The organism is Flavobacterium hibisci, from assembly GCF_020026925.1.
GTDB lineage: Bacteria > Bacteroidota > Bacteroidia > Flavobacteriales > Flavobacteriaceae > Flavobacterium > Flavobacterium hibisci.
Genome location: NZ_JAIQDW010000024.1, coordinates 24,679 through 47,324, shown reverse-complemented (window position 1 = coordinate 47,324; position 22,646 = coordinate 24,679). Strand labels below are relative to the sequence as shown.

Below are 22,646 nucleotides of genomic sequence, written 5' to 3'. Positions count from 1 at the left end.
TACTTTTATCCTAAATCATTTTAAAGAATTCGGGATTTAATTTTAACTGCACTGACCCAACAAAAACCAAAGAATTATAAAAACGATTATGGTACCGAAACACCCTCCTCCTAATTTTTTTGCCCCGTATCCGGCGAGCAATCCTCTAAATATATTGTTCATAATAATCTATTTTTTAATGTTAATGTAAATTTGACAATTAATAGTGTCTATTATTTTATAATACTTTTTAAAAATCTTTCATTATTCACGGATTAAAACAAAAAAAACACCAGCATTTCTACTGGTGTCTATAATATTATCTATTTAATTTTACATTTATATCTAATTACACTACAGGTTGTGACTGATTTCTAAAAACCAGCTTACCATCAAACGCATCGATCAAAATAATACTTTCCGTTGTAATATTTCCAGCCAAAATTTCTTTCGATAACTGGTTTAAAACTTCTCTCTGCACTACACGTTTTACAGGTCTTGCTCCAAATTGAGGATCATATCCTTTGTCTGACAAATAAGCAATTGCTTCCGGAGTTGCATCCATTGTAATACCTTGTTGTGCCAGCATTTTGGTAACCCCTTTCAATTGTAAACTTACAATTCTTGATATATTATCTACTGTAAGTGGTGTAAACATGACTATTTCGTCAATACGGTTTATAAACTCTGGACGAACTGTTTGTTTCAATAATCCTAAAACTTCATTTTTCGCCGCCTCTGTGGCTGCTTCCACTCCGCCTTTTAGGTTTTCGAATTTTTCCTGAATAATCTGGCTTCCCATATTAGAGGTCATGATGATAATAGTGTTTTTGAAATCGGCTAAACGTCCTTTATTGTCTGTTAAACGTCCTTCATCTAGAACTTGCAGTAAAATATTAAAAGTATCAGGATGTGCTTTTTCAATCTCATCAAGCAAAACTACAGAATAAGGTTTTCTGCGAACCGCTTCTGTCAATTGCCCACCTTCATCGTAACCTACATATCCTGGAGGCGCACCTACTAAACGGCTCACACTGTGGCGTTCCTGATACTCACTCATATCAATACGAGTCATCGCATTTTCGTCATCAAAAAGATATTCTGCTAAAGCTTTGGCTAATTCTGTTTTACCAACTCCCGTTGTTCCTAAGAATAAGAATGTCCCAACTGGTTTTTTCATATCCTGTAAACCGGCACGGCTTCTTCGAACGGCATCACTCACTGCCTCTATAGCTTCTTCCTGACCTACTACACGTTTGTGCAATTCATCTTCTAAGCGCAATAGTTTTTCTCTCTCTGTCTGAAGCATTTTCATTACCGGAATTCCAGTCCATTTTGCTACAACTTCTGCAATATCTTCTCTGGTTACTTCTTCTTTGATTAAAGAATTTCCTGATTGAAATTCCTGCAATTGTTTCTGCAAATTTTCCTGACGCTCCTGTGCTTCTTTTATTTTTCCGTAACGAATCTCCGCTACTTTTCCGTAATCTCCGTCACGTTCTGCACGTTCTGCTTCGTATTTAAAGTCTTCGATTTCATGTTTTACAGCCTGAATTCCGTCAACGATATCTTTTTCTTGCTTCCATTTTGCATAGATTTCATTTCGTTCTTCTTTCAGGTTGGCCAATTCCATACCTAAAATCTTAAGTTTGCTTTCTTCTTTTTCACGTTTAATCGCTTCGATCTCAATTTCAAGCTGCATTATTTTACGATCCAAAACATCTAACTCTTCTGGTTTTGAATTGATTTCCATGCGTAGTTTAGAAGCAGCTTCGTCCATTAAGTCAATTGCTTTATCTGGTAAAAAACGATTCGTAATATATCTTTGTGAAAGCTCAACCGCAGCAATAATCGCTTCGTCTTTAATCTGGACTTTATGATGCGTTTCATATTTCTCTTTGATTCCACGAAGAATCGAAATAGCACTTTCTGTATCTGGTTCATCGATTAAAACCTTTTGGAAACGTCTTTCAAGCGCTTTATCTTTCTCAAAATATTTTTGATATTCATCTAAAGTAGTAGCGCCAATCGCTCTCAATTCACCACGAGCCAAAGCTGGTTTCAGGATATTGGCAGCGTCCATTGCACCTTCACCTCCACCCGCTCCTACAAGTGTGTGAATTTCATCAATAAACAAAACGATATCACCTTCTGCGGCCGTAACTTCTTTAACAACCGATTTTAAACGTTCCTCAAATTCTCCTTTGTATTTTGCTCCGGCAATCAAAGCTCCCATATCTAATGAAAAAACGATTTTTTCTTTTAGATTTTCCGGCACGTCTCCGTCAACAATTCTATGCGCTAAACCTTCTGCGATAGCCGTTTTACCAACTCCGGGTTCACCAATAAGCATTGGATTATTTTTAGTTCTGCGAGTTAAGATTTGCAACACACGACGAATTTCTTCATCACGGCCAATAACTGGGTCTAATTTTCCCGTACGGGCTAATTCATTTAAGTTTTTAGCGTATTTATTTAATGAATTATAGGTTTCTTCTGCTGAAGCCGAAGTTACTCTTTCACCTTTACGTAATTCTTCAATTGCCGCTTTAAGACCTTTTCCGGTAACGCCCTGATCTTTTAAAATTTGAGAAACTTTACTTTTTGAGTCAAAAATGGCTAAAATTAAATGTTCGATTGAAACGTATTCGTCGTTCATTTTTTGCGCAATAATTTCAGCTTCATTCAAAGCTTTATTTGCATCCCTTGAAAGCATAATTTCGCCTCCGGAAACTTTTGGAAAACTCTGAATTGTGCTGTCTAAAATTTGCAAAAACAACGGAACATTTACATTTAATTTTTTAAGAATAAAGGGTGCCACATTTTCGTCAACCTCAAAAATGGCTTTGAAAATATGCTCGTTTTCAATTTGCTGCTGTCCATTTCGCTGCGCTAACTGCTGTGAGAGTTGAATAGCTTCCTGCGATTTAATTGTAAATTTGTTAATGTTCATATTTTTATGATTTGATGATTATTTTTTTTTAATATTCGATATCATTAAAGTTAAGATTTATACAGTTCCATTTTTAGCTCAAAAAAATTAACTTTGTAATAAAATGGACAAATTATATTCCATAGTATAAAAACAGACAAAATGACTTTTTAAATCCGATTTTACCGATTCAAACATGTCAAAAAGTCATAAATTAAGCCAAATATGAGTTTTTTAAAATCAATCTTCGGAAGTTCAGATAATTCAGAAACCCCAAAAAGCAATGTAAACTGGACTGAATTAACCAATATTCTTCAATTACAGGAAGTAGAAGCAATATCACACGAAAAACCAGTCGTGATTTTCAAACACAGCACAAGATGCAGCATCAGCAGAATGGCTTTAAAACAATTTGAGAGAGAATATGATCTTGAAAATGTTATTGATGCTTATTTTTTAGATTTGATTGCACACAGAGATGTTTCTAATGAAATTGCCAGCAAATTTGGCGTATATCATGAATCACCACAATTGATTTTAATCAAAAACGGAAAAGCTGTTTACGATGTTTCACACAGCGATATTGATGCTACAGCATTAAAAAACAAGATTTAAGTCTCTTCGTTTTAAAGACACATTTCAAAGGCAGAGAAGTAACTCTGCCTTCGAAATTTCCACCAATTTCATTGACTTATCATTATAAATAAATCTTAATATCGACTTAGGTTGCTACCTTTTTCATAAATTTGAAAAAAATTAAATCAATTGAAGAAATTACTCTTTTTCATATCTTTTTGTTTGCTTATAGGAAGTTTCCAGATAGTTTCAGCCCAAACTCCTAAGAAAATAATAGTTGAAAACTCAGACTTTTCAGATGTCAACGAAGCAGAAATTCCCGGAGCACTTTTGCTTACCGGAAATGTAAAAATAAATCATGATGGCGTAGTACTTACTTGCAACAAAGCCTATTTTTTTCAAAAAGAAAATTATATAAAAGCCTTCGGTAACGTACAGCTTGTACAAGGTGACACCTTATTTTTAAATAGTAAATATGCTGAATACAGTGGTAACGTAAAAAAAGCTTTCGCAACCGGAAACGCTGTTATGACTTCTCCTGATGCAACATTGCAAACTGATACCATTAATTTTGACAGAAATGTTCAGGAAGTTTTTTACAATACCAAAGGCACAATTATAAACAAAGATAATACCCTGGTAAGTAAATCCGGAAGGTACTACGTGACACAGAAAAAATTTCAGTTTTTAACAGAAGTAGTACTTAAAAACCCTAAATATGTTATGAAATCTAATCACTTAGATTACTATAGTAACTCAGGGCACTCTTATTTATTTGGACCATCAACCATCACGAGTAAAACAAATTATATCTATACTGAAAATGGTTTTTATGACACGAAGAAAAACCTCGCCCATTTCCTGCGAAAATCATATATTAAATATGACGACCGGCGAATAGAGGGCGACAGTTTATACTACAATCGTAATACCGAATTTGCATCAGCAACACGAAATGTAAAAATTACAGACTCTATAAACAAGGGAATCGTAAAAGGTCATTACGCCGAATTATACAAACTAAAAGATTCAATGTTTGTAACCAAAAGAGCGGTTGCCATAAATCTGGTCGAAAATGATTCAGTCTATATTCATGGCAAAAAATTAATGGTCACCGGAAAAGAAGGCGAAAGAATTATCAGAGCTTTTAATAATGTTCGCTTTTTCAAAATAGATATGAGTGGCAAATGCGACTCGCTTCATTCAAACAGTAAAATAGCACTCACAAAATTAATAGGAAAACCCATTTTATGGAATGCTGAGAGCCAGATCACAGGGGACCTCATGCACTTAATTGGAGATAATAAAACCCGAAAAATAGACTCGCTTAAAGTGTTCAATAATACCTTTCTAATCTCTAAAGATACACTTGGCACAGGTTACAACCAGGTCAAGGGCATGAATCTTATCGGAAAATTTAAAGATGGGAAATTACACGATGTCGATATAATAAAAAACACCGAAGCGATTTATTACGCAAGAAATTCAGCAAACGAACTTGTGGGAATTGACAAAAGTGTAAGCAGCAGAATCAATCTTATTATAGAGAATAACAGAGTTGAAAACATAACTCTTTTTAAAAATGTTCAAAGTGATAGCTATCCAGAAGATGAGTTGGCGGAAAATGACCGAAAATTAAAAGGTTTTGTATGGCGTGGAGACGAAAGGATAAAATCAAAGGATGATATTTTTCCTCCTGAAGAAAACGAACTCAACGATAAATTAGTCAAAGAAGGCAAAGCAGAAGATGGCAAACCCAATGTTCCTATGAAAATCAGGAAGGAAACACTAAATTACGACAAAAAGAAACCTGCTGCTAAAGCCAGCAAAGGAACTAACAAAAAAGCTAAAAAATAATTTTAGTAAAAAGCAGGTTTTAAACAATCGAAAGAATCAAAACATCAAAATCTTAGTTCTCAAAAAATGAATCCAGATTTTATAAAATATCAGGCACAGACCTCCCCATATCCACTAGGAATGGAAGTTTCACATGCAATAGGCTCCTATATTTACGATACAAGTAATAAAAAATATTTAGATTTCGTTGCCGGTGTTTCAGCCTGTACACTTGGGCATCAGCACCCAAGGGTCAATCAGGCCATAAAGGATCAGTTGGACAAATATTCACATGTTATGGTTTATGGAGAATATTCACAAAGCCCTGCCGTACAATATTGTAAACTAATAGCTTCACTGCTTCCGGAATCATTAAACAAGACCTATTTGGTTAACTCTGGTACTGAAGCAATTGAAGGCGCACTTAAATTAGCCAAACGTTCTACAGGCCGCAGTCAATTAATATCATGTCATAATGCATACCACGGAAACACCATGGGATCTATGAGTGTTATGGGATTCGAAGAGCGCAAACAAGCCTTTCGTCCTTTGCTTCCTGATGTTGATTTTATCACTTTCAACAACGAAGAAGATTTACAAAAAATAACCACACGAACAGCCGCAATCTTACTTGAAACAATTCAGGGAGGAGCTGGTTTTATTGAACCTAAAGACAACTTTCTGCAAAAAGTACGCAAACGCTGTGACGAAGTTGGTGCTATGATGATTGTAGATGAAATTCAGCCTGGTTTTGGCCGAACCGGAAAATTATTCGGTTTCCAAAATTATGATGTCGTTCCGGATATTGTCGTTATGGGAAAAGGAATGGGTGGCGGAATGCCGGTAGGTGCTTTTACAGCATCCGCAGAAAAAATGGATCTTTTAACCGAGAATCCAAAATTAGGGCATATTACAACTTTTGGAGGCCATCCTGTCATTGCGTCAGCCTGCTTAGCAACTTTAAAGGAATTAACTGAGACTAATCTGATGCAGGAAACTTTAGAAAAGGAAAAACTCTTCAGATCACTTTTGGTACATCCTTTGATAACAGAAATTAGAGGAAAAGGATTAATGCTTGCCGCAATGACCGAAAGTGCCGAAATAACGAATCAGGTCATTTTAAACTGTCAGGCCAAGGGACTTATTTTATTCTGGCTATTATTTGAAGGATGCGCCATTAGAATAACACCGCCATTAACCATTTCTAAAGAAGAAATAAAAGAAGGATGTGCCGTAATTCTAGAAGTTATGGATGAAATTTTGAATAATAACGAAGAGCTTAATTAGGAGCTATTTCCAGCTATACGTTGCAATCTTTTTTGAAGCTGAAAATGCTTCAAAAAAGGATTTCCACTTCTATCTGGGCTATGGCTTCCCGTTAAAAAGAAACGTTAGAATAATAAACACATTAATCTTTTATAAATCAAAGATTAAAACTAAAAACAGAACATATATCCTGTCCATATTGTTAATTAAATTGTTCAAAACAATAAATTTCCTTTCCGCACAAAATAATATGGTTGCCTAAATTTATAACAGGCTAATTTCAAAAACAAAAAGTATGCAATTAAGCAACGAAGAAGAAGATTATAACCTATCCCTATCCAAATTTGAGTCGATGTTAAAAACCAACAAAGTACTCTTTTTTGATTCTGAAGAATTCGAAGAAATTATTCTTCATTATTTAGATATAGGTAAGGCTAATTTAGCAAAAAAAGCCTTAAAACTTGCATTAGACCAACATCCAAAATCTACAGGCTTAAAATTAGTACAAGTAGAAATGCTGGTTTATGATGACAAACTTGACATGGCTGAAAAGCTTTTGAACGAGTTGTATGCAATTGAACCTAACAACGAAGAAATTTACATCCAAAAAGCCAATATTTGTTCCAAAAGAGACCAACACGAAAAAGCAGTAGAATTGCTTAAAATTGCCCTGCAATATACAGATGATTTTGCTGACGTGTATAACTTAATGGGAATGGAATATCTTTTTATGGATAATCTTGAGATGGCAAAAGACAGTTTCATCAAATGTCTTGAAGAGGATATAGAAGACCAGTCAGCACTATACAACGTAGTTTACTGTTTTGAATTTTTAGACCAAAATCAGGAAGCTATCGCGTATCTTAATGAATATATCAACAAAAACCCATATAGCGAAATCGCCTGGCATCAGGTTGGACGATTGCATTACGGGATAAAAGAATATGAAAATGCGATTCGTGCTTTCGATTACGCAACGCTGATTGATGAAGAGTTTCTGGGAGCATTCATGGAAAAAGCAAAAGCATACGAACGTCTTAAAAAATATGCACAGGCAATAGAAAGCTACAATCGAACTATCGAATTAGATGATGCAACCTCTTATGCCTTATTGCGAATTGGTAAATGCTACGAAAAGCTGGGAAATAATGTCCTTGCATTAAAATATTACAACCAAACAGTTCACGAAGACCCTCTTCTGGACAAAGGATGGATTGCTATTACTGATTTTTATGTGCGCCAGAAAAATTTTCAGAAAGCATTATTTTTTGTCAATAAAGCATTGGCTATAGACAATCAAAATCGTTTATACTGGAAACGTTATGCTACTATAAACAAACAAATGAACTTTTTTGAAGAAGCTGAGTTTGGTTATAGAAAAGCAGTAGAATTTGGAGATTATGCATTAGATACCTGGTTATTTTGGGTAGATATTCTTCAGTTTTTAGGTGAATTTGAGAGCGCCATACAAACATTACTGCAAGCCTCTGAATATTTTCCGGAAGAAAACGAAATAGAATACCGTTTGGCCGGATTGTATTTTATGATTCAGGACAATACAAAAGCGAAGTTTCATTTAAGCAATGGTTTGCGTTTAAACTTTGATAACTACATTTTGATTGAAGATCTTTTCCCTGTTGTCTGGTCAAAAAAAATGGTTAAAAATTATATTGAAAAACATAGAAAAGAATAATGATTGATATTTTAAGAAGACGCTTTGGCTTATTAGGCCGTAATATTAGCTACTCCTTTTCAAAAGGATATTTTACAGAAAAATTTAATGACGAAATTTTCGCAGGCAACAGCTACGAAAATTTTGATATTTCTGAAATTAGTCATTTCACAGGCTTACTTAAAAACAATCCAGACTTAAAAGGCCTAAATGTTACGATTCCATACAAAGAACAGATCATTCCTTATCTGGACAAGCTTTCCAAAAAAGCAACTTTGATTGGTGCAGTAAACACTATAAAATTTACAAAAAACGGAAAATTAAAAGGATATAATACTGATTATTATGGCTTCAAAAAATCATTAAAGCCATTACTTGAACCACATCACAAAAAGGCACTCATTCTGGGTACTGGTGGTGCATCAAAAGGAGTAGCATTTGCACTTGATGAACTTGACATCCCATATACTTTTGTTTCAAGAGAAGCAAAAGAGAATATCATTGATTACAATTTAATTAATGCAACAACTTTTGACAATTATCAAATCATAATTAATTGTACTCCTGTTGGAACAAGTCCAAATATTGAGGCTTGCCCCGACCTTCCCTATGAGTTTTTTACAGATAAACATATCGCTTATGATTTGATTTATAATCCTGCTGAAACTCAGTTCTTAAAGAATGCCAAAGAAAGAGGAGCAGTAATAAAAAATGGTCATGATATGCTTATTTTTCAGGCAGAAAAAGCATGGAAAATCTGGAATAAATAACTTTCAAAACAATTTATAAGTTTGGCTACACTTAAAATGTAGCCTTTTTTATTCTGTAAATTTACAGGACCCAGTCTAAAAATTTTACTAAAACAATTAAACACATTAGATTTAATCGGTTTTTACGCTAAAAAAGATAAGATTTTTAAATCGAAAAACACATAAACAAACGATTTATTTTGTATTTAGAAACACCTTTACTATCTTTCGCAATGTTTAAAATATAAACCTTATACATTTAAAAATGTTAGAAGAAAAGAATGATAACCTGCAGGAAGCAGATGGAAAATCAGAAATCAACCTGAATGATTCTTCACAAAATGATGCAACAGAAACATCAATTTCTAAAGCAACTACAGAAAAGGAAATTACAGCTCCAGAAAATATTCAGGCTGAAGAAACAAATCATCAGGAAGTATTAGATGCTATAACAAATTCTAATGCTGAAGAAAGCGAAGACGAGACACTAAAGGAACGTCATGATATTCCTATGGAGGATTATGATACTTTTTCGTTAGACAAACTTGTTGATGAATTAAAAAAACTTGTAAACACAGACAGAGTGATGTCTGTAAAAGACCATATAGAAGAAATTAAAAAATCATTTTTACTTCAATTCAATCACTTTATAGAAGAAAAAAAAGAAGAATTCAATGCATCAAACCAAGATCCTAATGAAGAATTCCAATATCATTCTCCTTTAAAATCGAAGTTCGACGAATATTATAACATATTTCGAGAAAAAAGAAATGCACACTTTAAAAATTTACAAAGTAATTTAAAATCAAATTTAGAAATCCGACTTGCTATAGTAGAGGAACTAAAAGAACTTATAAATCCACAGGAAAACATCAAAGACACTCTCAAACATTTTAATGAATTAAGAGAGAGATGGAAAAACGCCGGACCTATTCCAAAAGACAAATACAATCACGTCTGGAACAATTATCATTTTCATGTTGAGAATTTTTATGATTATCTTCATCTAGACCGCGAAGCAAGAGACCTTGATTTCAAATACAATCTTGAACAAAAACAAAAGATAATTACCCGTGTTGAAGAATTAGTGAGCGAGCCTGACATTAATAAGGCATTTCGTGAATTACAAGATTTACACAGAATCTGGAAAGAAGATATTGGTCCTGTATCGAAAGAACATCGTGATACGATTTGGAATAAATTTAGTGAACTAACTAAAAAAATACACGATAAAAGGGAACTTTTGTTCGAAAGCCAAAGAGAAAATGAGCAAAAAAATCTTGAAATTAAAAAAGAAATCATTGCTACTATTGAAACTTTAGCCACTGAAAAAGTAGGTTCCCATTCGCAATGGCTAGTGCAAATACAAAAAGTTGAAGCACTTAGAAATGAGTTTTTTGCTGCCGGAAAAGTACCAAGTGATGTAAACGAACAAACCTGGGCTGCATTTAAAACTGCCGTAAGAAACTTTAATTCTTTTAAAAACTCGTTTTACAAAGACATCAAAAAAGACCAAAACGATAATTTAAACAAAAAAATGGCCTTGGTTGCAAAGGCCAAAGAATTACAAGAAAGTACAGATTTTAATGCGACTACTCCAATCATGAAACAAATTCAGGAAGAGTGGAAACAAATTGGTCATGTTCCTAAAAAATACTCTGACAAAATCTGGAAAGAATTTAAAGATGCCTGCAACCATTATTTTGACAAATTAAAAGAACACAAATCTGAAGAAAACGGAGAAGAAGTTGCTGCTTTTGATAATAAAAAAGCATATCTAGACACTTTAAGAACATTTGAACTTACAGGTGATCATAAAACAGATTTAGATGCCATTAAATCGCATATTGAAACATGGAAAGGATTTGGAAAAGTTCCTTTTTCAAGACGTCATATCGAAGGCAAATTCAATAAAATTCTGGATGCTCTTTTTGAAAAATTAAGTCTTAGTAAAAAAGATACAGAAATGATGCGTTTTTCCAACAGAATTGATTCTTTATCAGAAAGCAATGATACACGCAAGTTAGATAATGAAAAGATTTTCATTATGCGCAAAATTGAAGAAGTACAGAATGAAATATTCCAATTAGAAAATAACATTCAGTTCTTTACGAATACTAAAAATGCAAAAAAAGAAAACTCGATTGTTCTTGAAGTTCGCAAAAACATTGCTATCCATAAAGAGAGTCTTGAGCTATGGAAAGACAAACTTAAACAGTTAAGAAACCTAAATCAGGAATAGGTTTTTTAAATTTAATCACAAAAAAGGTGTAATGAGAAATTTTTCATTACACCTTTTTTAATTAATTTACTTTCCAGCAACAAATTAATAAAACTAATCTGTAAAATATTGACTATATTTGAAAAAGTCATCATTTGGCAATTTAAATGTATAATTATTAACTTTAATAACTACAAAATGAAATTTACAAGAAAAGCTAACGCAAACTGGAAAGGAACCGGTATGGAAGGAACCGGATTAATAAGCACACAAAGTACAACTCTAAATAATGCACAATTATCTTTCAAAACAAGATTTGCAGAAGGAGTAGGAACCAATCCTGAAGAACTTATTGCAGCAGCACATTCTGGCTGTTTTACAATGCAATTAAGCTTTTTATTAAACGAAGAAGGTTTCGTTGCAGACGATTTATCTACAGAAGCAACAGTTACTTTTGAAGATGGTTCTATTACTTTAATTCACTTAGAACTGAAAGGAAAAGTCCCTTCGATAACTGCTGAAAAGTTTTCAGAAATTGCAGCTAAAGCAAAAGAAATTTGCCCAATTTCTAAACTATTGAAAACAGAAATCACATTAAGTGTTAACCTGATTTAAATTTAAAATATTTAATCCATAAAAAAAGCTCTGAGTTTTCAGAGCTTTTTTAAATTTATTCAGATACTGCTTTGCTTTTAACTACAAGTCTAAAACCTTCTCCGTGAATGTTTAAAATTTCAACATCTTCATCGGCTTTTAGATATTTTCTAAGTTTCGCAATATAAACATCCATACTTCTTGATGTAAAATAATTATCATCCCTCCAGATTTTCGTCAAGGCTAACTCTCTTGGCATTAAGTCATTTTCGTGTAAAATAAGCATTTTAAGCAACTCATTTTCTTTAGGAGATAACTTGATTGGCTCTTCATCCTGGAAGGTTAAAAATCTTAATTTAGAATTTAAATGAAACTTACCAATATTAAATTCAAACTGAACTTGCTCTGCTTTTGTATCAGACGATTTTCTTTGAATAATAGCTTTTATTTTCATCAATAAAACTTCAGAATCAAAAGGTTTGTTCAGGTAGTCATCAGCACCCGCCTTATATCCTTTTAAAACATCTTCCTTCATAGATTTTGCCGTTAAAAAAATAATCGGCACTTCACTATTTTTTTCCCTGATTTCTTTAGCTAAAGTATAACCATCCTTATAAGGCATCATTACATCAAGAATACATAAATCATAAACGTCTTTCTTGAATTTTTCGAAACCTTCCATACCATTTTTTGCTAAGGTAACTTCAAAGTCATTTAGCATTAAATAATCTTTAAGAACTGCACCAAAATTAAGGTCATCTTCTACTAAAAGTATTCTTTTATTAATATTTTCCATATTTTAATTTATTAGTGGTATTTTTATTATGAAGGTACTACCTTTTCCCTTTTCGCTTTCTACATAAACCTGACCATTGTGGTCTTCAACTATTCTTTTTACATAGGCAAGTCCGAGTCCATGTCCTTTTACATTATGAAGATCTCCTGTATGTTCCCTGTAAAACTTCTCAAAAACTCTCTTCTGAGCTACTTTACTCATTCCTAATCCATGGTCTTTTATCTTTATCAGGATCATGTCTTTAATATTCTCTGTAAAAACCTCTATTTCAGGAATATCCGGAGAATACTTTATAGCATTTTCTAATATATTAACCAACACATTTGTAAAATGAACTTCATTTACCAGACATGTAGTTCTTGCTGCATTATAATGTTTTACAATTGTACCTTGTTTGTCTTCTAAAATTAAATTTACATGTTCAATTGCATCTTCGATAATATCGTGAATTACAGTAGGTTCTTTGGTGATATCCAGTTCCTTTTTCTCTAATTTCGAAATTCGGAGTACATTTTCTACCTGAGCATGCATCCTTTTATTTTCATCTCTGATCATTTGAAGATAACGATATACCTTCTCTTTATCTTCAATAATTTTGGGGTTACGAATCGCATCAAGAGCTAAATTTATGGTAGCAATAGGAGTTTTAAACTCATGCGTCATATTATTTATAAAATCTGTTTTAATTTCAGATATTTGCTTTTGTCGTATTAACTGATTTAGAGCACTTGTATATGCAATTACAATAATTAATGTAAAAATTATAGATAGTATTGTAATGCTCACCAGTTGAGATAACAAAAACTTCTTTTTATACGGAAAAGTAACTAATAGCTCATACTTACTATTCCCTTCATTGTCTGTAAAGACAGGAATACTGTAAGTCGCATCTTTATCATAATGAAAACCATCCGACTTAACTTTTGTAGGAATACCATTGCTATAAATCCCAAACTCAAATTTAGTTTTTATACCATGTTCTTTAAGTTCTTTCTTTAAAAGAGAATTTAATTTATCTTTGGTAATTCTTTCATCTATTGGCAATATTGACGCATAATCATTAGATGTAATTGTTAATTGAGCTTTATTTAAAATATCAAGATTACCATCTTTTTCAACTTTTATATCCGGAATTGTACTTTGATTTAAAACTGAATTATCAATAATATTATTATTGTAAACTTCTGTCAACCTCTTTGAACTAAAACTTTTAAAACCGTCTGAATTGAATTTCTTATTAAAAATTGATCCATTTGTATCATACTTTTCAGAAGTGATACTATTTTTATAAACTATAGTTTTATTTGTTTTAGTATTTCTCTGAACAAATAAAATTTCCAGCAAATCTTCTTTTTGTGGAATTTTACCTGTACTATCCCTTATATGATTGATTTTATCCCGAAAACTATATTCTTCCAGTTTTGCGAGTGTTTCTGAAACATCACTAACTACCTGCGTTACATGATATTTAAATTGTTCATCATTATTCTCTAACGAAGAATTGAACCAATATACCTGAACCAGAATTATCCCAATTAAGGACAAACTCATTAGCAAAACAAGTATTCTAAAAAATAATTTATTCATCGAAACAAAATTAATATTTTAACAATATACTAAATAATACATTAACCAAATATTAACATTTAAGAATGATTTTGTTTTATATTTAAAATTTTAAGAATTTTAACAACTTCTCGCTTTGCATTTTTATGACTATCATTAAAGATAATAAAATTACTCATTGGAATTCGTTTTTCATCATTCCATTGCATATTCATTCTTTCTAAGACCTGTTTTCTACTTGTTTTGTCACGTTTTATAACCCTTTCAATTTTTATTTCTTCAGGCGCTGTAACTGTAATAACAACATCACATTCTTTGTACCTTCCACTCTCAAACAAAATTGCTGCTTCATAAATTACATAATCATAATTTTTATTTTTTTGAAGCCATAATTCAAAATCTTTCTTAACAGCCGGGTGTATTATAGCATTTAACTGGTTAAGCTTATCGGCATTATTAAAAACAATATCTGCTAATTTTGCCCTGTTAAGCACTTCTTTTTCAAATATCGCCTCACCAAATACAGCTTTGATTTCTTTAATTATGGAATGAGATTGCATTATTTCCTTTGCTTTATCATCAGCTATATAAACAGGCACGCCCATTTCCTTAAAATAATTTGCAATAGTTGTCTTTCCACTTCCAATACCTCCTGTCAAACCAATAATCTTTGCCATCTTATATTCTGAAAAACATATTAGGAAAAGCTTTCTGAGGCTTTCTCTTTAAAATAATAATTTTTACAAAAGATTCTAAAAAACCTATTCCATAACCATAAAATTGTTTCCAAACAGCAATTACAGAAAGATATCCAATTTTAAAACTTTTATTAGCAACACTAGATGTAAGAAAAATTATAACGAAATATACAAAATATATTTGTAATAAAACATCAATATTTAAAATTAACAATAAAAAAGCTAATAATAATCCCAACATAAAAAAAGTAGGAAAGAAAAAAGTAAGCTTATTATGTTCCGGATACCAGCTATTCAATATTGGTCTTGCTTTTCCAAATTTATTTACCTGAATAGAGAACTTCTCCCAGTCTATCCTTCGTTTATGATAAACAAATGCATCAGGAAATAATCTCGTTTCAAAACCTAAATTCCATAATCTGATAGACAAATCGGGATCTTCACCAGGATGAATATTCCCAAAACCTTTTGATGCTTCAAAAGCTTTTTTTGAAATCCCCATATTGAAGCTTCTTGGTTGGAACTTCCCGATTTTCTCAGAACCACCACGTATTCCACCGGTAGTCAAAAAAGAAGTCATAGCAAAATTAATTGCTTTTTGTATGTCTGAAAAGCTATCCAAAGCCTTGTCAGGTCCGCCAAAACAATCTACATATTCCCTGTCTAATTCTTTACGGACTTCTGTCAAATAATTGGAAGGAATGATACAATCAGAATCGAAAATAATAAAATAATTACCTATTGCTTTTATCATCCCAAAATTCCTGGAATCTCCTGGTCCTGAATTAGGCTTAAAGTAATATGATATGTTTAGTTTTCCCTGATATTTCATTACTACACTCTTGCAAGGAATTGAAGATCCATCTTCAACAAGAACAATTTCAAAAGCTTCATTATAATCAGATTTCGTTAAACTTTCTAAAAGCTCATCTACTTCATCCGGGCGATTATAAACGGGTATAATTAAAGAAAAAACCATAATTAGGACATAGGAATTAAGGACAGTTTTATAAAATTAAAATTTTGCGCAAAGATAAGTTTTATTCATAAAAAAACCACCAACTTTGGGTTGATGGTTTTCCTTTGTAATGATTTAAATAAATTATTTAATACTTTCTACCTGAACCATTTCATTTGCTTCTGCTTTATAATCTATTCCGGCTAATTCAAAACCAAACAGATTTAAGAAATCGTTTCTATATCCTTCTAAATCACCAATAGCTGGTAACGTTTCCGTGGTAGTTTCCAACCAAAGTTTTGCCACTTCTGCCTGAACATCTTCGCGCATTTCCCAGTCATCAATCCTGATTCTTCCTTTATCATCAGTAAGAATTTCAGTCCCGGCGTACAATCTGTCTTTAAACAAACGCTGAATCTGCTCAATACAACCTTCATGAATTCCTTTTTCTTTCATTACTTTATATAAAAGAGAAATATACAAAGGCACAACCGGAATTGCAGAACTTGATTGTGTCACTAAAGCTTTATTAACAGAAACATAAGCTGTTCCTCCTATTGATTTCAAACTATCAGCAATAGTAAAAGCTGTAGCTTCTAAATCATCTTTTGCGCGACCAATAGTTCCTTTACGGTAAACTGCTTCTGTTAGTTCCGGCCCGATATACGAATAAGCTATAGTTTTAGCGCCATCACCCAATAAATTTTCATTTTTTAAAGCCTCAATCCACATTGCCCAGTCATCTCCTCCCATAACTTCAACTGTGTTAACAATGTCTTCCTCGTTAGCAGGAGCAATTGAAACTTCAGTTACTTTTCCTGTATGAAAATCAACCGTTTTATTAGTATATGTCTGACCTATCGGTTTCAAAACTGAACGATGTGTAACTCCTGTTTTAGGATTGGTACGTACCGGAGAAGCCAAACTATAAATTACAAGATCTACTTGCCCTAAATCTGCTTTTATCAAATCTAAAGTTTCTCTTTTTACCTCATTTGAAAAGGCATCCCCATTGATACTTTTTGCATATAATCCGGCTTTATGAGCTTCTGATTCAAAAGCCGCAGAATTGTACCAGCCCGGTGTAGCCGTTTTACCTTCAGCAGATGGTTTTTCAAAAAACACACCAATAGTTGCTGCATTAGATCCAAAAGCACTTGTAATTCTTGAAGCTAATCCAAAACCTGTTGAAGCACCAATTACCAATACTTTTTTAGCCCCTTCGATAGGCCCTTTTGATTTGATATATTCAATTTGATTTTTAACATTTTGCTCGCATCCTTTTGGGTGTGATGTCAAACAAATAAATCCTCTCATTCTAGGTTCTATGATCATCTTGTAATTATTTATTGTATTAATTCAATTTCAATTTTAATTTTTCAAAAATAGACATTTTATCCTTAACCCTTTTCATGTTTGCATCCATATTGTCTATAAAATTAGGATTTAAAGCATTCTTTTTGGCTAACTTATAGTAATTATAAGCAGCTAAATATTGATTCTCATACTCTGCCATCCTTCCCAATTCACTATTATAAGATGATGAATCGAAATTTTCCAGAGTTTTCATAGTAAAATTAATATGCTCTTTCGCTTCTTCATACCTTCCAATATCAATAAGGAGATAAGTATAATTTAAATAAGGCGCAGGATATTTAGGTTCAAATTTCATAGCCAGTTTATAATGATAAATTCCTTTATCATAATTACTCAGCTTATTGTAATAAATCCACCCTAAATGATTATGTGCTTTACCGAAATCCGGATATTGAGACAATATTTCTTCAAGCAACTCTTTCCCTTCAGCAATATTTCCGTCAGAGATTAATGAATCTGCTTTTATAAATTGATTTTCGTAATAACTAAGGCTTTCCATTTCTATTTTAACTTAATAATTGTTTTGCATGATTCAATGCAGAATCAGATATATTGGCCCCTGACAACATTTGAGCAATTTCTATAATTCTTTCGTCCTGAGACAAAAGCTTTAATTCCGATTGTGTGTCATCATTAATTGTAGATTTGAACACCTTAAAATGAGAGTCACCTTTAGCCGCAATCTGAGGCAAGTGTGTGATGGCAAATATTTGCATCTTGGTACTCATCTCTTTCATGATCTCTCCCATTCTAATCGCAATTTCACCGGAGACACCTGTATCTATTTCATCAAAAATTAAAGTTGGCAATTTAGAATATTGTGCCAATATTGCTTTTACAGCCAGCATTATACGGGACATTTCTCCACCAGAAGCAACTTTTTTCAGTAAGCCGAAGTCAGTTCCTTTATTTGCAGAAAACAAAAATTGCAACTCATCTTTTCCATTTTGAAAATAAGTATCCGATGCTGTTAATTCCATTTTAAACTGAACATTTGGCATTCCCAATGTTTCCAATATTGAAATTAGCTGTTTCGATAAAACCGGAATTGCTTCTTTTCTATTTTGATGGATTTTAGCTGAAAGTAAATCTAACTCTTCTGTTTTTTGTTCGATCGATCTCGACAGAATTGCTATTTCTTCTTCAATATTACCTAATTCCAACACAGATTTTTCCAAGTTTGACTGAATTTGCAACAATTCATCTACAGTAGTAACCTGATGCTTTTTCTGTAAATTATGAATCAACTGCAATTTCTGATTGGTCAATTCTAATTTCTCAGGATCATTTAATAACTTTTCAGTAGCATTTTGCAATTCTTTCGAGATATCGTCAAATTCAATTGCTACGCTTGTGATTCTATCAAACAAGCTTTGATATTCTGATGAAAAAGCTGCAATTTTTTGCAACGAGGCTTTAATCTCATTCAAATTATGAATAACACCAAATTGCTCTTCATTAGCAACTAAAAGCGACTTATCAATCGACTCCTTTATAATTTCAACATTATTCAGCTTTTCAAAATCAGCTTCCAGTTCTTCCTGTTCTCCTGATTTTAATTTTGCAGCGACCAGTTCATTCAATAAAAAAGTATTGTATTCCTGCTCCTTACCTGCATCACTTTGTTTTTTAAGCAAAGCATTTAATTTTGATTTATCTGATTTATATACTTTTAGCGATTTTTGATAAGAATCTATAATTCCTGAATTTTGAGCAATTGCGTCAATGATTTTAAACTGCACACCTTCATCTGAAAGTCCCTGGGTTTGCTGCTGCGAATGAATATCAATCAAAAACACACTCAGATCCTGTAATTCCTGAAGATTTACAGGGCTATCATTAATAAACGCACGTGATTTACCAGAAGGAAGAATCTCACGTCTAATAATTGTTTCATCTTCATAATCAAGATCATTCAATTCAAAAAAATCTTTCAGATTGTATTTAGAAATCTCAAACTGTGCTTCGATGACACATTTTTCTTCTTTGTTTTTAAGGGAAGTTAAATCAGCTCTCTTGCCTAAAACCAATCCTAAAGCTCCTAAAATAATTGATTTTCCAGCTCCGGTTTCTCCGGTTATTATAGAAAAACCTTTAGAAAAATCTATAGAAAGTTTTTCAATTAAGGCATAATTTTTAATTGACAGCGAAGTAATCATATAGCTTTAAAAGTAAAATTATTGAAGTATAAATTTCAGTTAGTATTTAATTTGAGACCATTTTGTAGAATTTAAAGGTGAAACCCTGTTTAAATTTTCTACCAAATCTGTAATTGTAATACTGGGTCCTCCTGAAAAAACAGATACTATCTCATCTGATTTTGCATCAAAAAATACTCTTGTCAAAAAGGCATTTGGTTTAACCGAATTCAATTTACCTATTAACATTAATGAAGATTTTATTTTTTCTTTTGCTTCTTTCAAATCCTGATTCATTATATCTAATCCTGAATAATATAAAAAAGCAGTTTGCCTCAAATCTGAATAAACAGGAGCAAGCATATCATTTATCAGGAAATATCGGTTTTGGAGTCCATCTGACTGAGTCCATCCTTTGGAACCGCCTTGTTGTGCAATATTGGCAATATTTTGGGCGGTTTCAAAATACGGATTTCCACCTGCGAACTGAAATGTATCACCATCCATCCCTAAAATCATATAACTGTAAAAGGATATTACCGATATTAAATTAGACTCAAATGTAGTGGGATTATACAACAAAGGCTCATATTCTGTATATCTGAAATTAAAATCTTTATCGTTAAAATTAAAAACAGGAGAAGAATAGGTAGAATTATAGATTAATCTTGAAGATTGCACCTGTATTGTCCCTGAAAACTGATCAGAATTATGTGAAGAAAGTGTAATGTACATGGAACAGTTAATTCGCTCATTTTGTTTCAAAACAGCTCCCATCCAATCTGTTTTATTGACAAATTCAGACAAAGAAGCCTGAAGTGTTTTATAGACCTGTAAATTTGGATTTGGCAGCCTTTCTGTATTTATAGTAACTGTACAATTTAACTGTTGTGCCTGTGCAAAACCAAAAAACAAAAACAATAAAAAAGTAACTAATTTACTCATAAAAATGCCCTATAACTTTATTTAAAATATCAACCGCAACAGATTCTTTTGATTTTAAATCCATTGGTTCAATTTTAAATTCCTTATCTATAAAAGTAACTTTATTAGTTTGATACTGAAAACCTGCTCCTTTATCCTGCAACGAATTTAAAACAATCAAATCTAAGTTTTTTTTCTGGATTTTCAACTTAGCATTTTCAATTTCATTTTCAGTTTCTAAAGCAAAACCAATTAAAAACTGATTTTTTTTAATTTTTCCTAAAGAAGACAAGATATCTTTTGTTTTTTCCAGTTCGATCGAAAACTCATCAGCAGCTTTCTTAATTTTCTGAACTGCAACGAACTTTGGTTTATAATCGGCTACTGCGGCGGCAGCAATAGCCACATCAGCATCATCAAAATTCAAGTGGCAGGCGTCATACATTTCCTGGGCAGAAACAACATTAATAACCTTAATCAAAGAATTTTCAACCTTTAACTGAGTAGGTCCTGTTATCAATATAACCGAAGCACCAAGATTAGCTGCTGCTTTTGCAATATCAAAGCCCATTTTTCCTGAAGAGTGATTCCCAATAAAACGCACCGGATCTATTGCTTCGTATGTAGGACCTGCAGTTACAAGTATTTTTTTTCCTTTTAAAGGAAGCTTACTTTCTAAATCAGCTTCCAAAAAAGAGACTATGTTTTCAGGTTCTGCCATTCTTCCTTCGCCTGACAAACCACTTGCCAACTCGCCATTTTCAGCTGGAATCATTACATTTCCAAATTGCTTTAAAGTATTAAAACCAGATAAAGTTGAAGGATGTTTGTACATATCCAAATCCATAGCCGGAGCAAAATAAACTGGACATTTAGCAGATAAATAAGTCGCGATTAAAAGATTATCACTATTTCCCGTTACCATTTTTGACAACGTATTGGCTGTAGCAGGAGCAATTATCATAAGATCAGCCCAGAGTGCCAAATCAACATGATTGTTCCAGACTGCATCCTGATCCTCTTCATTAAAAAAACTGGAATATACAGGATTTTTTGATAAGGTAGATAATGTAAGTGGAGTTACAAAATCCTTAGAAGCAGGTGTCATGATCACCTGAACATGTGCACCTGCTTTTATAAAGAGTCGTACTAATGAGGCTGTTTTATAGGCTGCTATTCCACCGGAAACCCCCAGTAAAATTTTCTTACCGTTTAAAACTGACATTGTACTGTATTATTTGTTTGAGCTTCTGTGGTATGTTTTACCGTCTAACCATTCCTGAACAGCTAAAGCGTGTGGTTTTGGTAATTTTTCGTAAAATTTAGAAACTTCAATTTGTTCTTTATTTTCAAAAACTTCTTCAAGACTGTCATTGTAAGTAGCAAATTCTTCTAATTTCTCAGTCAATTCTTTTTTAATTTCAGAATTAATCTGGTTTGCTCTTTTAGCCATAATAGTGATTGCCTCATACACATTTCCTGTTGGCTCTTCAATAACTGTTTTATTGTAAGTTATTGTATTTACAGGAGCATTCGTCTTTTTTAAATCCATGACTTTATTTATTTAGTAAATTTTTGTAAATCTGTTTCTACTCTGGCATTCATTTCGTCTGCCTGTTTTTTATATTTTGTATCGCTTTTAAACTTCAACAAGTTGTTATACGCCACTTTTGCAACATTTAAACGCTCTTCCATTTTTTGAGGAATACTGTTTATTGCTAATTGGTATGCTGAATCATATTTATAAAACAAGGCATCTTCTTTAAATGGAGTTCCTGGATAATCTGCGATAAAATTATCAAAGGCCACTAATGCCGATTTATAGTCAGAAATAGTATTATACCCTTTTGCATTTTCATACGCCTTTTTTTCAAGTTTACCACTTAATACCTTAACAGCCTCATTTGCCTGAGCAATGTATTCTGAATTTGGATAATTATCAATAAAAGCTTGTAATTTATCTAATGCTTTTACTGTATCTGTCTGATCAAGACTATAAACAGGAGCTAATTTAGAATAACTGTAAGCTCCTAAAAAAGCAGCCTCCTGAACTTTTTCACTTCGCGGATAACCCGAAACAAAACTTTCAAACTGATAACCTGCTAAATAATACTGTTTTGTTTTATAATATGACTGAGAAAACATATAGAATAGCTTTTCTGCCTGAGGTTTTCCTCTGTATGTAGGCGCTAATTGCTCAAAAAGTCTAATTGCTTTATTATACTTCCCTGCTTCATACATCTTTGTTGCGATTTCAAATTTTGCCGCAACATCTTCATTTTTCAATGCCTTCTGATAATCACTACAAGAGCAAAAAAGGGCAACAACAATTAACAGCGATACTAGTTTTTTCATTTTCTTACT

General features: G+C 32.5%; 19 protein-coding genes. 7 read left to right on the top strand and 12 right to left on the bottom strand.

Annotated elements, in window-relative coordinates; translation table 11 throughout:
* Positions 1-328: 328 nt before the first annotated feature.
* Positions 329-2,932 (bottom strand): ATP-dependent chaperone ClpB, encoded by a 2,604-nt coding sequence (gene clpB, locus K8B81_RS18585; RefSeq protein WP_223683052.1) that lies wholly within the window; start codon positions 2,930-2,932, stop codon positions 329-331.
* Between the two features lie 204 nt (positions 2,933-3,136).
* Here clpB and ytxJ point away from each other — a divergent pair, with 204 nt between their 5' ends.
* The 7 genes from ytxJ to K8B81_RS18550 all read left to right on the top strand — a co-directional run bounded on the left by ytxJ (position 3,137) and on the right by K8B81_RS18550 (position 11,846).
* Positions 3,137-3,526: a bacillithiol system redox-active protein YtxJ gene (gene ytxJ, locus K8B81_RS18580; RefSeq protein ID WP_223683051.1), complete on the top strand. Its 390-nt coding sequence runs from the start codon at positions 3,137-3,139 to the stop codon at positions 3,524-3,526.
* Positions 3,527-3,676: 150 nt separating this feature from the next.
* On the top strand, positions 3,677-5,344 hold the full coding sequence (locus tag K8B81_RS18575) for an OstA-like protein (protein ID WP_223683050.1): 1,668 nt from the start codon (positions 3,677-3,679) through the stop codon (positions 5,342-5,344).
* 66 nt (positions 5,345-5,410) lie between these two features.
* Positions 5,411-6,610, top strand: coding sequence for an aspartate aminotransferase family protein (locus tag K8B81_RS18570; protein WP_223683049.1), 1,200 nt, complete (start codon positions 5,411-5,413; stop codon positions 6,608-6,610).
* A 274-nt stretch (positions 6,611-6,884) separates the two neighbouring features.
* The gene (locus tag K8B81_RS18565; RefSeq protein WP_223683048.1) at positions 6,885-8,282 is read left to right on the top strand and encodes a tetratricopeptide repeat protein; all 1,398 of its coding nucleotides are present in this window, start codon (positions 6,885-6,887) and stop codon (positions 8,280-8,282) included.
* Positions 8,282-9,031 (top strand): shikimate dehydrogenase family protein, encoded by a 750-nt coding sequence (locus K8B81_RS18560; protein WP_223683047.1) that lies wholly within the window; start codon positions 8,282-8,284, stop codon positions 9,029-9,031. The genes K8B81_RS18565 and K8B81_RS18560 overlap by 1 nt, the downstream gene beginning before the upstream one ends.
* A gap of 244 nt (positions 9,032-9,275) precedes the next feature.
* Complete coding sequence (locus K8B81_RS18555) at positions 9,276-11,252, top strand: DUF349 domain-containing protein (protein WP_223683046.1); 1,977 nt, start codon at positions 9,276-9,278, stop codon at positions 11,250-11,252.
* 177 nt (positions 11,253-11,429) lie between these two features.
* Entirely contained in the window at positions 11,430-11,846 is a 417-nt protein-coding gene (locus K8B81_RS18550) for an OsmC family protein (RefSeq protein ID WP_223683045.1), read from the top strand.
* A 55-nt stretch (positions 11,847-11,901) separates the two neighbouring features.
* On the opposite strand, the gene K8B81_RS18545 is transcribed toward K8B81_RS18550, so the two are convergent.
* The 11 genes from K8B81_RS18545 to K8B81_RS18495 form a co-directional block, all read right to left on the bottom strand.
* A complete protein-coding gene (locus tag K8B81_RS18545; RefSeq protein ID WP_223683044.1) occupies positions 11,902-12,621 on the bottom strand; it encodes a response regulator transcription factor in 720 nt (239 codons plus the stop codon).
* Positions 12,622-12,624: 3 nt separating this feature from the next.
* Positions 12,625-14,208 (bottom strand): sensor histidine kinase, encoded by a 1,584-nt coding sequence (locus K8B81_RS18540; protein WP_223683043.1) that lies wholly within the window; start codon positions 14,206-14,208, stop codon positions 12,625-12,627.
* Between the two features lie 59 nt (positions 14,209-14,267).
* Positions 14,268-14,864, bottom strand: coding sequence for a dephospho-CoA kinase (coaE, locus tag K8B81_RS18535; protein WP_223683042.1), 597 nt, complete (start codon positions 14,862-14,864; stop codon positions 14,268-14,270).
* Position 14,865: 1 nt separating this feature from the next.
* On the bottom strand, positions 14,866-15,864 hold the full coding sequence (locus K8B81_RS18530) for a glycosyltransferase (protein WP_223683041.1): 999 nt from the start codon (positions 15,862-15,864) through the stop codon (positions 14,866-14,868).
* A gap of 123 nt (positions 15,865-15,987) precedes the next feature.
* Complete coding sequence (gene fabV / locus K8B81_RS18525) at positions 15,988-17,178, bottom strand: enoyl-ACP reductase FabV (protein ID WP_223683040.1); 1,191 nt, start codon at positions 17,176-17,178, stop codon at positions 15,988-15,990.
* A 19-nt stretch (positions 17,179-17,197) separates the two neighbouring features.
* The gene (locus K8B81_RS18520) at positions 17,198-17,719 is read right to left on the bottom strand and encodes a tetratricopeptide repeat protein (RefSeq protein WP_223683039.1); all 522 of its coding nucleotides are present in this window, start codon (positions 17,717-17,719) and stop codon (positions 17,198-17,200) included.
* A gap of 7 nt (positions 17,720-17,726) precedes the next feature.
* Positions 17,727-19,379, bottom strand: coding sequence for a DNA repair protein RecN (gene recN / locus K8B81_RS18515; RefSeq protein WP_223683038.1), 1,653 nt, complete (start codon positions 19,377-19,379; stop codon positions 17,727-17,729).
* 39 nt (positions 19,380-19,418) lie between these two features.
* A complete protein-coding gene (porD, locus tag K8B81_RS18510; RefSeq protein WP_223683037.1) occupies positions 19,419-20,303 on the bottom strand; it encodes a type IX secretion system protein PorD in 885 nt (294 codons plus the stop codon).
* A complete protein-coding gene (coaBC, locus tag K8B81_RS18505; protein WP_223683036.1) occupies positions 20,296-21,507 on the bottom strand; it encodes a bifunctional phosphopantothenoylcysteine decarboxylase/phosphopantothenate--cysteine ligase CoaBC in 1,212 nt (403 codons plus the stop codon). Before coaBC ends, porD begins: the two co-directional genes overlap by 8 nt.
* Positions 21,508-21,516: 9 nt before the next feature.
* Positions 21,517-21,834, bottom strand: coding sequence for a DNA-directed RNA polymerase subunit omega (locus K8B81_RS18500; RefSeq protein ID WP_008463064.1), 318 nt, complete (start codon positions 21,832-21,834; stop codon positions 21,517-21,519).
* Positions 21,835-21,842: 8 nt separating this feature from the next.
* A complete protein-coding gene (locus K8B81_RS18495) occupies positions 21,843-22,637 on the bottom strand; it encodes an outer membrane protein assembly factor BamD (protein WP_223683035.1) in 795 nt (264 codons plus the stop codon).
* Between the last annotated feature and the right edge of the window lie 9 nt (positions 22,638-22,646).

What these genes read in the sequence shown, in the direction of transcription:
- clpB (WP_223683052.1), bottom strand. Translation starts at nt 2,932, where the DNA reads ATGAACATTAACAAATTTACAATTAAATCGCAGGAAGCTATTCAACTC.
- ytxJ (WP_223683051.1), top strand. Translation starts at nt 3,137, where the DNA reads ATGAGTTTTTTAAAATCAATCTTCGGAAGTTCAGATAATTCAGAAACC.
- K8B81_RS18570 (WP_223683049.1), top strand. Translation starts at nt 5,411, where the DNA reads ATGAATCCAGATTTTATAAAATATCAGGCACAGACCTCCCCATATCCA.
- K8B81_RS18565 (WP_223683048.1), top strand. Translation starts at nt 6,885, where the DNA reads ATGCAATTAAGCAACGAAGAAGAAGATTATAACCTATCCCTATCCAAA.
- K8B81_RS18560 (WP_223683047.1), top strand. Translation starts at nt 8,282, where the DNA reads ATGATTGATATTTTAAGAAGACGCTTTGGCTTATTAGGCCGTAATATT.
- K8B81_RS18555 (WP_223683046.1), top strand. Translation starts at nt 9,276, where the DNA reads ATGTTAGAAGAAAAGAATGATAACCTGCAGGAAGCAGATGGAAAATCA.
- K8B81_RS18550 (WP_223683045.1), top strand. Translation starts at nt 11,430, where the DNA reads ATGAAATTTACAAGAAAAGCTAACGCAAACTGGAAAGGAACCGGTATG.
- K8B81_RS18545 (WP_223683044.1), bottom strand. Translation starts at nt 12,621, where the DNA reads ATGGAAAATATTAATAAAAGAATACTTTTAGTAGAAGATGACCTTAAT.
- K8B81_RS18540 (WP_223683043.1), bottom strand. Translation starts at nt 14,208, where the DNA reads ATGAATAAATTATTTTTTAGAATACTTGTTTTGCTAATGAGTTTGTCC.
- coaE (WP_223683042.1), bottom strand. Translation starts at nt 14,864, where the DNA reads ATGGCAAAGATTATTGGTTTGACAGGAGGTATTGGAAGTGGAAAGACA.
- K8B81_RS18530 (WP_223683041.1), bottom strand. Translation starts at nt 15,864, where the DNA reads ATGGTTTTTTCTTTAATTATACCCGTTTATAATCGCCCGGATGAAGTA.
- fabV (WP_223683040.1), bottom strand. Translation starts at nt 17,178, where the DNA reads ATGATCATAGAACCTAGAATGAGAGGATTTATTTGTTTGACATCACAC.
- K8B81_RS18520 (WP_223683039.1), bottom strand. Translation starts at nt 17,719, where the DNA reads ATGGAAAGCCTTAGTTATTACGAAAATCAATTTATAAAAGCAGATTCA.
- recN (WP_223683038.1), bottom strand. Translation starts at nt 19,379, where the DNA reads ATGATTACTTCGCTGTCAATTAAAAATTATGCCTTAATTGAAAAACTT.
- porD (WP_223683037.1), bottom strand. Translation starts at nt 20,303, where the DNA reads ATGAGTAAATTAGTTACTTTTTTATTGTTTTTGTTTTTTGGTTTTGCA.
- coaBC (WP_223683036.1), bottom strand. Translation starts at nt 21,507, where the DNA reads ATGTCAGTTTTAAACGGTAAGAAAATTTTACTGGGGGTTTCCGGTGGA.
- K8B81_RS18500 (WP_008463064.1), bottom strand. Translation starts at nt 21,834, where the DNA reads ATGGATTTAAAAAAGACGAATGCTCCTGTAAATACAATAACTTACAAT.
- K8B81_RS18495 (WP_223683035.1), bottom strand. Translation starts at nt 22,637, where the DNA reads ATGAAAAAACTAGTATCGCTGTTAATTGTTGTTGCCCTTTTTTGCTCT.